General features: G+C 66.4%; 12 protein-coding genes. 6 read left to right on the top strand and 6 right to left on the bottom strand.

The features are described 5' to 3' along the window. Positions 1 to 45 precede the first annotated feature (45 nt). The gene (locus DL240_RS11640) at positions 46 to 582 is read right to left on the bottom strand and encodes a low-density lipoprotein receptor class A repeat-containing protein (protein WP_111730075.1); all 537 of its coding nucleotides are present in this window, start codon (positions 580 to 582) and stop codon (positions 46 to 48) included. Positions 583 to 793: 211 nt separating this feature from the next. On the opposite strand from DL240_RS11640, the gene nrfH reads away from it, so the two are divergent. From nrfH to DL240_RS11620, 4 genes are all read left to right on the top strand, one after another. Then, positions 794 to 1,264 carry a cytochrome c nitrite reductase small subunit gene (nrfH, locus tag DL240_RS11635; RefSeq protein WP_111730074.1) on the top strand — a complete coding sequence of 157 codons (471 nt, stop codon included), beginning with the start codon at positions 794 to 796 and terminating at the stop codon, positions 1,262 to 1,264. Positions 1,265 to 1,321: 57 nt separating this feature from the next. Beyond that, a complete protein-coding gene (locus DL240_RS11630) occupies positions 1,322 to 2,812 on the top strand; it encodes an ammonia-forming cytochrome c nitrite reductase subunit c552 (protein WP_111730073.1) in 1,491 nt (496 codons plus the stop codon). Between the two features lie 270 nt (positions 2,813 to 3,082). After that, positions 3,083 to 3,406: a hypothetical protein gene (locus DL240_RS11625; RefSeq protein WP_111730072.1), complete on the top strand. Its 324-nt coding sequence runs from the start codon at positions 3,083 to 3,085 to the stop codon at positions 3,404 to 3,406. Continuing rightward, entirely contained in the window at positions 3,406 to 3,738 is a 333-nt protein-coding gene (locus tag DL240_RS11620; RefSeq protein WP_111730071.1) for a hypothetical protein, read from the top strand. Before DL240_RS11625 ends, DL240_RS11620 begins: the two co-directional genes overlap by 1 nt. Before the next feature lie 100 nt (positions 3,739 to 3,838). Here the strand turns inward: DL240_RS11620 and DL240_RS11615 are convergent, their stop codons facing one another. Beyond that, the gene (locus DL240_RS11615; RefSeq protein ID WP_111730070.1) at positions 3,839 to 4,123 is read right to left on the bottom strand and encodes a hypothetical protein; all 285 of its coding nucleotides are present in this window, start codon (positions 4,121 to 4,123) and stop codon (positions 3,839 to 3,841) included. A 358-nt stretch (positions 4,124 to 4,481) separates the two neighbouring features. Here DL240_RS11615 and DL240_RS19990 point away from each other — a divergent pair, with 358 nt between their 5' ends. Next, positions 4,482 to 4,652: a hypothetical protein gene (locus DL240_RS19990; protein WP_158542507.1), complete on the top strand. Its 171-nt coding sequence runs from the start codon at positions 4,482 to 4,484 to the stop codon at positions 4,650 to 4,652. Between the two features lie 53 nt (positions 4,653 to 4,705). Here DL240_RS19990 and DL240_RS11610 read toward each other — a convergent pair whose 3' ends face one another. The 3 genes from DL240_RS11610 to DL240_RS11600 all read right to left on the bottom strand — a co-directional run bounded on the left by DL240_RS11610 (position 4,706) and on the right by DL240_RS11600 (position 12,583). Then, complete coding sequence (locus DL240_RS11610; RefSeq protein ID WP_111730069.1) at positions 4,706 to 6,364, bottom strand: YncE family protein; 1,659 nt, start codon at positions 6,362 to 6,364, stop codon at positions 4,706 to 4,708. Next, positions 6,364 to 11,328 carry a cupredoxin domain-containing protein gene (locus tag DL240_RS19985; RefSeq protein ID WP_158542506.1) on the bottom strand — a complete coding sequence of 1,655 codons (4,965 nt, stop codon included), beginning with the start codon at positions 11,326 to 11,328 and terminating at the stop codon, positions 6,364 to 6,366. Before DL240_RS19985 ends, DL240_RS11610 begins: the two co-directional genes overlap by 1 nt. 526 nt (positions 11,329 to 11,854) lie before the next feature. Continuing rightward, positions 11,855 to 12,583, bottom strand: coding sequence for a suppressor of fused domain protein (locus tag DL240_RS11600; RefSeq protein WP_111730068.1), 729 nt, complete (start codon positions 12,581 to 12,583; stop codon positions 11,855 to 11,857). A 121-nt stretch (positions 12,584 to 12,704) separates the two neighbouring features. On the opposite strand from DL240_RS11600, the gene DL240_RS20735 reads away from it, so the two are divergent. After that, complete coding sequence (locus DL240_RS20735; RefSeq protein ID WP_283808357.1) at positions 12,705 to 12,830, top strand: hypothetical protein; 126 nt, start codon at positions 12,705 to 12,707, stop codon at positions 12,828 to 12,830. A 128-nt stretch (positions 12,831 to 12,958) separates the two neighbouring features. Here the strand turns inward: DL240_RS20735 and DL240_RS11595 are convergent, their stop codons facing one another. Then, positions 12,959 to 13,297, bottom strand: a complete 339-nt coding sequence (locus tag DL240_RS11595) for a cupin domain-containing protein (RefSeq protein WP_111730067.1) — start codon at positions 13,295 to 13,297, stop codon at positions 12,959 to 12,961. Positions 13,298 to 13,514 lie beyond the last annotated feature (217 nt).

Genomic DNA, 13,514 nt, shown 5'->3' with positions numbered 1-13,514 from the left:
AAGGGAGGCTTCTTTTACACCGACTCCCCACCAAAAGGCGCGCGCTCAATCGTCATCATCGTCATCCGACGACGTGTAGCGTCGCTCGTAAAAGTCCGGATCGTCGCACGCCAGATAGGCCATAAATGGCACGCAGCTCAGCCCCTCATCGCTGCCATCAGCACAATCCTCCACCCCGTCACAGAGCTGCCGATGGCTCAGCTGGCGGCCCTCGTCACAGCTGCGCACCTCCAGACAGGCGTCGAGGCAGGCGTTGAGCACCGCGCCGCCAATCTCACAAAAGGAGCGCCCTACCTCCTCACACGCCGCCTCCAGCACACAATCGAGCTGGCAGCGTTGCGACGACGCCTCAAACCCCTCCTCGCTGCAGTCGGGAGCCTCGTCCACGCTCTGCCAGAAACGCCCGAGCCGGCAGCTGTTGAGCTTCTCCTGAAGCGCCCCGCACTGGCTGCCCGCCTCATAGCCCCGATCCACCCCGCTATGCTCCGCGTCCACCCTCTCCAGCGTCTCGACCACCTGCCCGCACCCCAGTGACGCCCCGAACGCCGCCATCACCATCGCACTCCACACCGCCGCCTTCATAACTCTCCTTACATCTCGGCCCCTCTCCCGGGACTCCGCACCACCCACGCCTTGCACACACACACACGATAACGTTTCCATGCCCGACGCTCCCCTTCGGGTCAACTTCTGCTCCCCCCAGTGAGCGTCTTGACGCCCTGCCAACCATCACCCACCATCGGGGCACTTCGTCACATCGCCGTCCCCGCCGCCTTCTTTCACCGTGGCCCCTATGAACGCCATCCCCACCCGTGCCTTCGGCATCGCTCTGGCCATCGGCGTGGGCGTGCTGGTGGGCGTCGGCCTCTTCACCTTCCTCTACGCCGACGGCCACGCCTACCTCCAGGACGACCCGCAGGTCTGCGCCAACTGCCACATCATGCAGCCGCACTACGACGCCTGGGTCGCATCCAGCCACCACCAGGTCGCCACCTGCAATGACTGCCACACCCCCGAGGCGCTGATCCCGAAATACGTCTCCAAGGCCGACAACGGCTTTCGCCACGCCTGGGCCTTTACCCTGAACAACGTCGCCGAACCCATCGCGATCATCCCCCGCAACCAGCGCGTGCTTCAGGACCAGTGCCTGCGCTGCCACGGCGACCTCGTCCACCCGATCCTCGACGAGGACTCGGGCCCCCGGTGCGTAAACTGCCACTTCAGCGTCGGCCACGCCGACCACCCGCGCCCCCAACGCTTCTAACCCCCTGACCGCCCCTCTTTCCCCCGCCTCCCCACGTCTGACCTGCTGGAGTAGCCGATGAGCCCGGACGCGCCCCAACCCCCGCCACGCCAAACCCCACACCTGCGCGGCTACATCCTGGCCGTGATCCTGACCGCCGGGGTCACCGTCCTGATCGTCGCGCTCCTGATCAGCATCTTTGAGCGCCGCGCCGAGAGCCAAACCCCGGTCCTGCGCGTCGTGAAGGTCGATGAAACCACCGTCGACCCCAAAATCTGGGCGCAGAACTGGCCCCACCAGTACGACTCCTACCGCCGCACCGTTGACCACGGCCGCACCCGCTACGGCGGCTCCGACGCCATCCCCATCCAGAAGCTCGACAAAAACCCCTGGCTCAAAAAAATGTGGTCCGGCTACGCCTTCGCCATCGACTACCGCGAGGCCCGCGGCCACGCCTACATGCTCCTCGATCAGCAGACCACTCGCCGCGTCACCGACGTGCCCCAGCCCGGGGCCTGCCTGCACTGCCACGCCTCGGTGATCCCGGCCTACCGCTTCGCCGGCCAGGGCGACGTGTGGGCGGGGTTTCTGAAGGTGAGCGCGATGCCCTACGAGCAGGCCCGCGACCTCACCGATGACACCGGCCAAAAGCTCATCGAACACCCGGTGGCCTGCCTGGACTGCCACGACCCCGACACCATGAGCCTGCGCGTGAGCCGCCCGGCCTTTGAAGCCGGCATCGCCGCCCTGATGAAGCACGAGCGCGGCATCGAAAACTACGACGTCAACCGCGACGCATCCCGCCAGGAGATGCGCTCATTTGTCTGCGGACAATGCCACGTGGAGTACTACTTCGACCCCGACGACAAGCACGTAATCTACCCCTGGACCCGGGGCTTAAGCGTCGACCAGGAAGAAGCCCACTACGACGCCATCGCCTTCAAAGACTGGACCCACGGCTACACCGGCGCCCCGATGCTCAAAGCCCAGCACCCCGAGTTTGAGCTCTACAACGCCGGCCCCCACGCCGCCGCCAACGTGGCCTGCGCCGACTGCCACATGCCCTACGAACGCACCGGCGCCATGAAGGTCAGCAACCACCACGTGCAAAGCCCCCTGCTCAACATGGCGGCGAGCTGCATGACCTGCCACGGCGGCTCCGAAGCCGATTTACGCGCCCGCGTGCACACCATCCAAGACACCACCCAGGCCCTCATCGATCGCACCGCCGTGGCGCTCGTCGCCATGATGGACGACATCGCCCTGGCCCGCGCCCTGGGCGCCTCGGCCACCGACCTGGAGCGCGCCTACGCCCTGCACCGCCGCGCCCAGTTCCGCCTGGACTGGATCTACTCCGAAAACTCCCGCGGCTTTCACGCCCCCCAGGAGGCCGCCCGCGTGCTGGCCGACGCCATCGACTACGCACGTCAGGGCCAGCTGGAGGCCCGCACCCAACTTCAAGCGCTGCGCGCCCGCGCCCCCGACGACGCGACCTCTCCCGACGCCCCTCCCCTCGCCCCGATTCAGGGCGTCACCCCCGCTCAAGAGGCCCCCGCCGACACCTACTAAAGGGCCAGCCCCCCAAAAGCCCCCGCTGCCCCCGGCAGCGGGGGCTTTTTTGCCTCTCCTCTATCCGCCCACGCCGACCGCTCGCCGCACTCTTAAGCCTCGCCCATCCCGACATCTCGCAGCCCCCAACGCCGCAACTCGCCAGAACCAAAGGAATTGCCACAGAAAGGCGACACACAAATATGCTTTACCTACAGTCTCAACACACCCGAGTTCTGCCTTCTTGCCGTCATAACATCCCCATCAACGATGCCTTTCAGGAGCTCATTCATGCTGCGCATAAAAGTCGCCCTGGCCCTGCTCACCCTGGCCGCCCTCTTAAGCCTCGCGCTGCCCCTGGCCGCCCTCTCATGCTACTGGCCCGACGCCTATGAGGCCTGGGAGCTGGAGCTGGTCAGCGTGAGCGTCGACGGAGAAAGCGCCCCCCTGCCCGCTCGCTACGATGACATTACCCTCACCCTGAACAGCGAATACGAGGGCGTCACCTTCAATTACGTCTCCGGCAACCCCGACATCGACCGGCAGGCGCTCTACCGCTCGGAGCCCATGCCCGAAGCCTACCTGCCCTTTGTGGCCGACCAGGGAGAACGATGATGAGAGCACACATTCAAGGGAGACTCCTCATCGCCTTCTGCGCCCTGGCCATCTGCCAGGCGGCCTGCATCCCAAAGGCGCCCAGCTGCGCCGAGGCAGATCCGGAAGAGCTGCATCTCATAGAAATGATTCTCGGCGACTACGCCCTCCAGGCCGACTATCAGGCCGCCGGCGTACCGCTAAAAACCTTTCTCAACGCCGACGAAGACCACCCCCTGCACCTGCGCATCGTCGACGAGACCCTGGTCGAGCTCGCCTTCATGCGCGAAGGGAAGGTCGTGGTCGAGACCTACGCCGTCAAAGAGCGTCGCAAGGCATTGACCAACGACTAAGCGCTACCTGCTGCATGACAGACGATTGCCCGGCCTTCGAGACCGCGGAGGCCTGCAAAAGCGCCTGCATCCCGGCCGACTAGCACCGAGGGGCCGCACATCAGGGAAGCGGGCCATCCTCAAAGAGATAGGCGCGAAGCCCTTTTAAGAAGTCCACATAGGCCTGGTCATCCTCGAATTCATCGTCGGTCAGGGCCTCATACACACTTCGAGACACCCCCTTTCCGGCGATGGTTTCATCCAACTCCCGCCGAAAGGTATCCAGAAACACGTCATTACTACGCCCTGAGCAGATGTTGATGTCGATGGCTGCGAAGCCGAGCGCGACACGGGCAAAGGCGCAAAACGTAGGCGATGCCTTAGCATCGTCGAGGCTTTGCGACACAGCCCGAGGTGCTCTCGGCGCAGCAGACGCGACATCAATGATAGCTCACGGCGTAATACCCGGCTGTATGAGGTTGGCCTTCAGGGCAGCGAGGTCAAAGGCGTTCACGTTGGCATAATTCTGCAAACGTCGTTTCAGGATATCGAACCATTCAAAGGACACATTGCTCGTCATAACATACCTACTTTACGGGTTTCGTAGACACAGGGGCCGGCAGCGTAACACCGCCATCGGCGAGGCGCTCGAAAAAGGTCTTGAGCCCCATCGCTGAACACGGGCGCCCTCCGGGCATCGGTCAAATCGGTCAAATCGGTCAACGGGTTCGGCATCACCGCTGCCCCAACCTTCGGAGAGCATCATGTTCAACACGCGCTTCCCCACGAAGCTCATCGCCATGGTTGCCCTGGGCGCGTCGCTGGCCTGCTCCGACGACCTTCCCCCGGCCCAGACCAGCACCGATGCCGGAAACGCTGACACCTCTCTCGACCACAGCGACACCGACTCCGCGCCAGACATCGCCGAGCCTTAGCCACGGGGTTGGCGCGAGATGGACGCACAGCTGCCCTGCATGCTCCCGAGGCCTCAGAAGCAAAACGCCCCGATTCCGCCGCCCAGGTCCAGTCGGAGCGCCCGGGGGCTGGCCAGATCCAGCGCCGCGGCAGTGCTGTACACCCCCGGGGCCTCCTCCTTGAGCGAACGATCCAGGAGCATCAGCGCCCGCGGCGTTCCCACACGGTTGTCGATCCGCCCCAGCAGCCCGCGTTGCCCCTCCCCCAGCACCACAATCGCCCGCTGCGCGGGGGAGGCCACAAAGAGCGACCTCCCCGCCGGGCCCCTAACGCCGCTCAGACCGGCCGCACGCTCCCCGCGACCACCGCGCCGAGCCCCCGGCAAACCCGCCAGCGACACCCACTGCAGGCTCGGCTCGCCAACTGCCAGAGCGTCCAGCGCAACCATCCCCAGCTGCGCGCCAGCCGCGCTCTCGATGTAGGCAAAGTTTTTGGTAAACACGACCTTCTCCGGCGCCTCGATTCCCCGAAACGCCCCTGGCGAGGTGGCCCGCGCAAGGTCGATCACGCTCACCTGCTTGAGGCCCGGCTGCATCGCAAAGGCCCAACGCCCCCCGGGCGCCACATCCAGCCTCGCGACGCCGGCCGCCAGCGGCACCCGCGCCTCGGCGCCTCGCTGCACATCAAAAAGACGCACCTCCCCATCGCGCCGCGCCACCACCAGGTAGTCGCCGCCGCGCACCAACGACACAACCCCTTTGCCCACGGCCACCGCCCCCACTCGCCGGCGCGACACGCCGTCGATCGCCACCAGCTCATCCAGAGACTCCCCGGCCACCCACACCCGGTGGCCGCCATGCGAAAACACCACCTGATGCGGCCCCGGCCCCACCTCCACCTCCTCCACCACCCGGTCATCGTAGGTGTCGATCACACGCAGCGCCGACGCCTCGGCCCCGGCGCCCCCCACCCACAGATGCCGGCCATCGGGTGACACCGCCAACGCCCCCGGCGCCTGATCGAGCGCCAGGGTCGACGCCACCCCAAAACCCTGTGTCTCCACCACCAGCACCTGCTTTAACTCGGGAATCGACAGGTAGAGCGAGCGCCCGTCGGGATGCAACGCCCAGTCGGCCACCTCCCCCGGAAGCCTCAGCAGCGCCTCCAGCCGGGTCTGTTTGAGCGCGATCTGCGGGTTGACCACGCTCAACGTGTGGTCGTCGTTGAGCAGCATCACGCGCAACCCGTTGAGATCGACCTCCGCGCGATCCGCAAGCCCCCCGCCCTTCAGCTCCTGCACCCGGGCGCCACAGGCTGCCCCCTTCAGCGGGCCATCCTCCCCCGGCCCATCCAGCCAGGCCCGGGGCGTTAACCCCCGCACCGGCTCCCCGCCCTCAGCGTCGGTGATGACCAGGCGAGCGATCGGCCCGCGCTCGGCGGCATCAAGCGTCAAGGAGATATGCATCCCCTCATGCTCCCAGACCTCGGGAGCATGGCCGCGCTCCAGTTCCAACGCCGGCGTCATCACCCCGGCCACCAACGCCGAGAACCTGGTGGGGGCCTCCCGGGAAGGGGCCTCCCGGGAAGGCGGCGCCTCCCCGGAAGAGCCGGCGGCCGCCACCTCCATGCCTGCCTGACTCGCCAGCAGCGCGCCTCCGGCGGCCACCCCCAGGGCGGTGGCCAGTGCGCCGGCGGCGACTGCCGTCGCCGCCCATCGATGCCATGCCCCCATCAGCGCTCCTCCGGGGTATCGTCCGCCGACGCAGACTCCGCCGGCGCATCCTCCGAGGCCACATCCAGCCCCGGCCCACTCCCCACCCGCATCAGCCCCCAGGTGCCGCCATAAAAATGGATGCTCGCCTGATCAAAGAGCAAAAAGTCCCCACGTACCTTAAAGGGGCCCCCGGCTCCGTGCAGCGGTATCAGGTTGGAGGCCTTACCGGCCGCCAGCCCCCCGTCGCTCCCGGTGTAGAAGGTCGACTCATTGGCGCCGAGCACCTGCGAGAACGAGCCGGTCTGGGCGGTGGCCACCGGCCAGGTGGCTCCCAGTAACCCGATCGCGTGCTGACGCGGATGCCCCGAGGGCAGCAGCACCCGCACCCGCAGGTTGTCGCCGGGCTCGGCCCGGAAGACCGGCGTGGCCGGATCGCCGTGCACCGCCGAGCTCAAGAGGTCGTACTGCTGCAGATCATTGAGCGCGTTCTCACCGTAATCCGGGGGCACCCCCAGACGCGCCCACAGCGGCTCGGTGCGGTAGTTAAAGCCCTTATGCCCGGACTCCTCGGCGTCATCGGCGCCCACATTATTGCGCAGCACCGTCGGCTCCAGCGGATCGCCCCCCTGAAAGACCGGGTTCCCCGAATGCAGGGCGATCTCGTCCTGGAGCACCATCACAAACTCGCGGAAGGTACGCTGATGCCCCCGGCTATCCACATAACTCACCGTGGCCTGGGCGTCGGTGTCCGCATCGCTCTCCCAGCTGGCGCCCAGCGGCTCCACGATCAACGCCCCCATCGCCCCGTGCACCCCGTGGTTCACCACGTCGGCCATGCTGCGCAGATTGATCGCCCCGAACTCAATCGGCGTCGATACAATCCCCTTGCGGCCCTGCGACCACACCCCGGCGTACCAGTCAAACTGACGCTCCTCCCCGGGCGGCACCGTCTGCTCGCGGTTGAGGCCCACGTTGGCCCCGCCGCCGCGATGGACGTCATGGGTCACAAACTGCGGCTGCAAGGACACGTGGTTGGAGGTGCGAATCTGGTTCGTATTGAACTTATCCACAATGGGCGGGTTGAAGTTGAAGTGCAGCGACGAGGGCGGCATCTCCTCGGGAAGCTCGTTGACCAGCCGCACCTTGATGCACTCCCCCGCCGCCGCCCGCAGCACCAGGGGCTCCGGCGCCCGACGCCCCGCCCGCAGATCCTCCAGATGCTCCTCCTTCACAAAGAGAATCGCGTCGGGGTCATAGAGATCGTAGGTCGCGTTGTAGGTGAGCCGGTCATCGGGCAGGTTCCCCCGGGCCAGAATCGCGTGCACCGTATAGCGCCGCTTCGGCGCTCCCGGCGGGCAGACCCGCGGGCGACGCCCGGGCCAGCTCCGCGCATTCGTCTCCGGCAGAGGCAGAAGGTCGGGCTGCGCGTCGCGGAACACCCTTAAGAGCCCCCACATCCCGCTCCACAGGTCATCGGTCGGGAAGCTCCCGTAGAGGTAATCGCTCACCTCCTCATAGGAGGCGGCCATCGGCCCCAGGTCGGCGGTGAAGTTCTCCGAAAGCCCGATCTGCTGGGCGGCCACATACCCGCTGTCCGGATGGTCCGGCTCGCGCAACCACTTCTGGCCAAACACCCCGAAGACGTGCTGCTCCTCATGGGCGGCCTGCACCAGACGCAGCTTCACCCGGTCCCCGCTGTACGCCCGCAAAAGCGGCGTGGCCGGATCCCCGTGAATCACCGAGCTGAAGGCCTGCGCCATATCCCCCTCTTCCCCGGCCTTCTGCTGCCAGCCCTCAGGCCCCTGCTCCCCCACGCGCAGGGGCAGCGGCTCCTGACGGTAGTTGATCAGCATCGTGCCCGGATCGCTGGCCGAGATCGCCTCCGGCCGGGGCTCATCCTCATGGCCAATCGCCCAGGGCAGGTCTTCTTCCTTTTGAATCGGCGGGTTCACCGGCCGATCCCCATCGTAGAGGAGCGCAAAGTCCGCCAGCGCCAGCGCAAACTCCCGAAAGCTATCCTCGGCGTTGGCCGTCAGAATGTCCGCCCGATAGCTCGTCGGCCCCCCGTCGACCCGCGTCCCGTACAGCTCGCCAGTCTGCGGATCGCGCCAGCGCGAACCGGCCGGCTCCGCCACCAACATCCCGTACATCCCATGCTGCTGCCAGCTCGCCGCCGACATATGATCGTGAAAGAAGGACGCACCCACCGTGCGGTCGTTGCCCTCATCGTCGAGCACCGGGTCCACCCAGTAGACCTGCTGCACCGTCTGCGCCCCCATCACCCCCAGGCGCGGGTGCGGCGTCAGCTCCAGCTCCACCCGATCGCCAGACGCATCCAGGCCATCGCCCCCGACAAAGGCGCCGCCGGCGGCGTTGATCGCCGCCACCATCATCGCCACCTCTTCCGGGGAGTGGCTGCCGTTCTCGTAGTTAAAGCCGTTCATGCCCCCGTCCGATCCCATATCGAATTTCACCTGGTGCATGTGCAGCCCCACCATGTCCGCCGAGGTGAACATCTGGAAATCATCCTCTTCCAGATGCGCCGGCATCAGGTTGGTAAGCTCGACCTCCAGGCAATCCCCGGAGTTCGCGCGAATCACCAGCGGCTCGGTCGGCCGCTCCCCCGAGAGCGTGGCCTCAATGTCCTCCTCCAGCACGTAGATCCGCCCCTGCGGGTCGCGCCAGCCGGCCTTGTTGGTCACGATCTCCGTCTCGATCGCCGCCATCCGGTAACGCCGCACCGGCGCATCCGCCGGACAGGGGTTGGCAAAGGGAGCCCCCTTTCGCCGCGGCTTGCCGTTCACAAACCACTGCCCTGGCTGACCGTCGGGCAGATACGCCGGGTAAGCCCTGGCCTCAAATCCGTAAGGCGTCGTCGCACTTACCGCCCCCGGAAAGCCCCCCTCGTGGTAGAGCATCGCGTCCTGCTCCCCGGGCAGCCCCTCATCGGGCAGGAGCTTGACGTGAGCCTCCTGAATCTTCACGTCAAAGGGGCCGCGCTCCCCGTACACCACGCCCCCCTCCGGCGCGCCCATCACCAGATGGCGCCCCAGCCCCCCGTCCTCCACATGGACCAGCGGGTTGAGCGGCGCGCGCTTGCCGCCCACCGCCGCGATGTAGAAGGGGTAGCCCGGCATCGCCGGGCGATCCTGCAGCTTGCCGTCCACATACACCTGGGTCGTCTCATAGGTCGGCAGCGGCGGAATCGCCCGCGTCGGCAGCGGCACCAGCGCCGGGGTCGGCGTGCCGCAATGAATCTCCCCGTCGGGCAGGTAGCGATCGATGCTCCCGTCCTCAAACACATCATGATTGCGCCATAGCCCCCACATCCCCCCGGCAAAATGCGGGTAGAGGTGGCAGTGGAAGATGTTGTCGCCCGGCGAGAGGTTGCGGTTCCCCGAGCCCCCGTGGGCGATGTCGTAGGTGAAGGCGTCCCCGGGACCGAGCGTCTGGGAATCGGTGTAGGCCGACTGATCGTCATCCGGTGAGCGCAGCCACTGGTTGCCGTGGAGGTGGAATACATGGGTCTCCCGGGGCCCGGCATGCAGGTTGCGGATGCGCACCGGGTCGCGCACGTAGCTGTGGTAGACGTTCGACGGATCGTCGGGCCAGAGCGCCTCCACCGCCGTGCCCTCCTCATCGAGGCGCACGTTCATCGCCGGGTCGCCGTTGGGCCAGGAGGCCATGAAGAACTCCTCAAACTTGCAGTTGATGCACTCCGTATTCGGCCCGATCCCCTTGCGATTCCCCAGCACCATCGCGCCGGCCCCGGCGATCCCGTAGTTGATCGCCGCGTGGTCGGCCAGCCCCTTGAGCGTGGGGTTGTGGTCCAGCTCCTCAAAGGCCTGCACCACCTTGGCCTCATCATGAAAGATGATCGTGAACTCCCGATACGCGCGCTCCCCGCGGTACACCGGGCTGTGTCGCGTGGGCTCAAACCCGGCGATGATCGCCGTCAGGTCCGAATGCACGATCTCCAGGTTGGCGTTGAGCATCGAGAGCACCGGCACCCCCTGATGCTCGGCGTTGTAGTCGATCTGGGGGGTGTCATCGGGGTTTAAGAGCATCGCGTCATCGACCATGCGCGCCGCCCGCAACATCTCCTCATGGGTGATCTGGGAGCGGAACCAGCGCGCTCCCTGCGGCTGCACGTTCACCGCCCCAAAGAGCCCCAGCGCAGTGGTCGCCCCCAGCCCCTGGCCGCCGGTGACCGCCCCCATGCTGCGCATCAGGTACGTCCCCTCCTTCTCGGCATAGAGGCGGTAGTTCGCCTGCTCCCCCGGCGCCACCAGACGCGTGGCGTTAAAGCCCACATGCGCCCCGTTGTCCTCAATCCCCAGGTACTGCATCCCGTTGACCTGCACCGACACCGCGCGCGTCGCCGGCGTATCCGACTGGTCGCACTCCCCGGGCCCCCGGTCGCTGCGAAAAAACGCCGGATTCCCCTCGATCGGCGCGCGGCACTGCTCCGGGTTGAGCCAGTTCTCAAACTGAATATCGAGGCAATCCCCCTCGTTGGCCCGCAACACCAGCGGCCGCGGCCGCTTCCCATCCCTTAAGCGCGCGTTGCCCGGCCCGGGCGTATCCCCCTCCAGCGCCACCACATCGCGGCGCAGCGCGTACATCATCCCAAAGGGGTTGTAGCTGCCGTAGCGGTTGTAGACATAGATCTGATCGATGGCGACCACATCCGCCTTGATCACCCGCTCACAGCTTACCGGCTCTTCCTCCGGCTCCGGCAACGCCGGCCCCCCGGGGCGCCCCTCACCCCCGGGGCGCCGGGCTCCCGGCCCCTCTATCACCCGGGGCCCCTCCTCCGATATCCCCGCAGCGTTGTTGTCCTCGTCGTCATTCCAGTCCACACACCCACTTCCCACCAGCCCGGCAAGTGCCACGGCCAGCAGGCAGAGCCCCCATGAGCCTGGTGTCTGACGAGTAAAAGAACGCCCTACGCACGCGGCCGCGTAGCCAAATCTCTCCATCGTTCATCCCCCCCGGATGTCTGACAATCCATTGGCGAGCTCGCAGGCGCGGGCTCGCTCGCACAAAACACCTTCACAGCTTCACAGCGTCGAAGAGCATTCGGCCGCACACAACCTCCCCCACATCCCCCCCAGGGCCCCCACACGCAGCGCCGCCCGGCAACCCCGCACGGCATGGCGAGGCGTACGACGTCGCGAACACAAGGCAGCTGCTAAGGGATGGGACCCCGAGCATGACGCGAGCCAGGCCACACCACCGTGGCGAGGCTTGCGACAACGTTGAGGCATGACAACGCGGCACGCGCTGCGCTCGATCCAGCTAAACCCGACAGCCACGATCGCACACAGCGCACAAAGGCAGGACGGATTGCAACGCCGCAGCTCACGGCCTACGGCCCTTTAAACGTGGCGTCCCCCCGGCGGGTTTCAATCCACAATTCACAGAATTCGCAGCATGTACCACCGAAGGATACGACCCCGCGCGCCCTTTACAGGCCCCCCCAACGCCCCCCGGGCGCCCCAACGCTCACCCCAACACCGGCCGACGAATGTTAAGCGGCCCGTAAATCTCGGGATACACCTCTTCCAGGCGCTCCAGCACCGCATCCAACCCGAGTTTCAGCTTCATCTCCATCTCGGCGTCGGTCACCGGCACGACCTGAAAGAGACGGATCGGCGGCTCCCCGGCCATCCGAAACGCCTCGGGGAAGAGGATCGGCGGAATCACCAGCGCCCCGCTAAAGGGCTGCTCCGGCGCGTAGGGCTCCGCCGGATGACCGTTGGGAACGGAGTGCCCCCAGCCCAGCCAGGTATCCATATCGCCGGGCAGGCGCGCCAGCGACTTCAGCAGACGAACCGGCCAGTAGTGGCGCTCATCCTCAAAGCCCTCCTCGCTCAAATCCCAGTCGGGCGGCAGCACCATCATCAGCTCCGCCAGACGCCACTCCTCGGGCGACTCCAGCCCCGGGGGCAGCGTCATCGGCCGCGCGCTCATCCCCGAGGTCACCAGCGTCACGAAAGGACGCTCCTCGGTGGGCTCGACCACATGAATATCGATGTGCACCCCGAACGAGACGAGCTCGTGCCACACGACCCCGATCTCCCCCAGATGCTCCTCGATATGCGCGCAGATCCGCTCATCATCGGCATAGGCCACGTCATACCCACTGGAGGGTTGCGGCGAGTCGTGCCGCAGGATCGCGCTGCCCCCGGGGGACATCTCGTTATGGGCGTCGCCCCTCTCTTCATCCTTCATTTCAGCCTCCCTACCCGCATCATCGTAAACTCGCCGCAACCCCCTGGCCGCGGCACTTGTCTCCTACACCCTCGGGGCACAAAAAGGCAGCGCCTTCGAGGGTGAAGGGGCGAGGGGGGAGGTGCGGGACGCTGCGGGCGCCAGCGCCACCATCAACGGCGACGTCGAAGACCTAAACTCCTTCATCGACAACGCCGGGGGCGGACGTGATGCTCCCCTGATGCTCGGCGTCAACGCGCGGCGCTGAGCGCACCCTGCTGAGCCCGGCGCTCCACAAAAAAAACCGCCCCCCTCGCCGGGGTGCGGTTTTTTCGTTCAGGGCCTGGAAAGGGGCTGCCGCGCCCCGGGCCGGACAGCCCATTCCCCCGCCTACCTTCAGGAGAGATGGGCCTCCGAGGGCGGGCTGGTCGCCTCGATGGCGGTGAATGCCTCCAGAATCTCGTAGCAATGGCTGGTGTTCGAGGGCACCAGCCACGAGTCGCCCGGCTCAAGCAGCACCGAATCCCCCTCAAAATGCAGCCGGGCGCGCCCTTCAATCACATACCCCACCGTCTCGTAGCCGTGGCTGTGCATGACGCTCTCTTTATCCGCCGGGGTCTCCTCGATCCAGATGCGCATGGCCAGGTGCTCTCCCCGCGCCAGCACACGCATATAATCGCCCTGGCCCCGCGGGGCGTCGTTCACGTTGATCGTTTCGGGTCTGAAGTTCTCCATAGGTCTGCTCCTTCGACGTAAAACCTGAGCGCCACCCAGGTGGTCGACGCTGCTCCCAAACCTAAGCAACCCCCGCGCCCCGCATAACCCCACCCCCGCCCTGCGGAGCGCGGGCGCGGGCAGAAGGGCGTGGGGTCGAGGGTGTGGCGAGGGTGATACCCGGCACCATCCACTCCATGAACCGCCATCACGGCGTCATAGCTCGACACCACAGGCC

The sequence above is a fragment of the Lujinxingia litoralis genome (assembly GCF_003260125.1).
Classification (GTDB): domain Bacteria; phylum Myxococcota_A; class Bradymonadia; order Bradymonadales; family Bradymonadaceae; genus Lujinxingia; species Lujinxingia litoralis.
This window is presented reverse-complemented; position numbering and strand designations above follow the sequence as displayed.

Excerpts from the sequence above, each read along its gene's own strand:
- DL240_RS11600 (WP_111730068.1), bottom strand. The coding sequence starts at position 12,583 with ATGAAGGATGAAGAGAGGGGCGACGCCCATAACGAGATGTCCCCCGGG.
- nrfH (WP_111730074.1), top strand. The coding sequence starts at position 794 with ATGAACGCCATCCCCACCCGTGCCTTCGGCATCGCTCTGGCCATCGGC.
- DL240_RS11620 (WP_111730071.1), top strand. The coding sequence starts at position 3,406 with ATGAGAGCACACATTCAAGGGAGACTCCTCATCGCCTTCTGCGCCCTG.
- DL240_RS11625 (WP_111730072.1), top strand. The coding sequence starts at position 3,083 with ATGCTGCGCATAAAAGTCGCCCTGGCCCTGCTCACCCTGGCCGCCCTC.
- DL240_RS11640 (WP_111730075.1), bottom strand. The coding sequence starts at position 582 with ATGAAGGCGGCGGTGTGGAGTGCGATGGTGATGGCGGCGTTCGGGGCG.
- DL240_RS11630 (WP_111730073.1), top strand. The coding sequence starts at position 1,322 with ATGAGCCCGGACGCGCCCCAACCCCCGCCACGCCAAACCCCACACCTG.
- DL240_RS11595 (WP_111730067.1), bottom strand. The coding sequence starts at position 13,297 with ATGGAGAACTTCAGACCCGAAACGATCAACGTGAACGACGCCCCGCGG.
- DL240_RS19985 (WP_158542506.1), bottom strand. The coding sequence starts at position 11,328 with ATGGAGAGATTTGGCTACGCGGCCGCGTGCGTAGGGCGTTCTTTTACT.
- DL240_RS11610 (WP_111730069.1), bottom strand. The coding sequence starts at position 6,364 with ATGGGGGCATGGCATCGATGGGCGGCGACGGCAGTCGCCGCCGGCGCA.
- DL240_RS19990 (WP_158542507.1), top strand. The coding sequence starts at position 4,482 with ATGTTCAACACGCGCTTCCCCACGAAGCTCATCGCCATGGTTGCCCTG.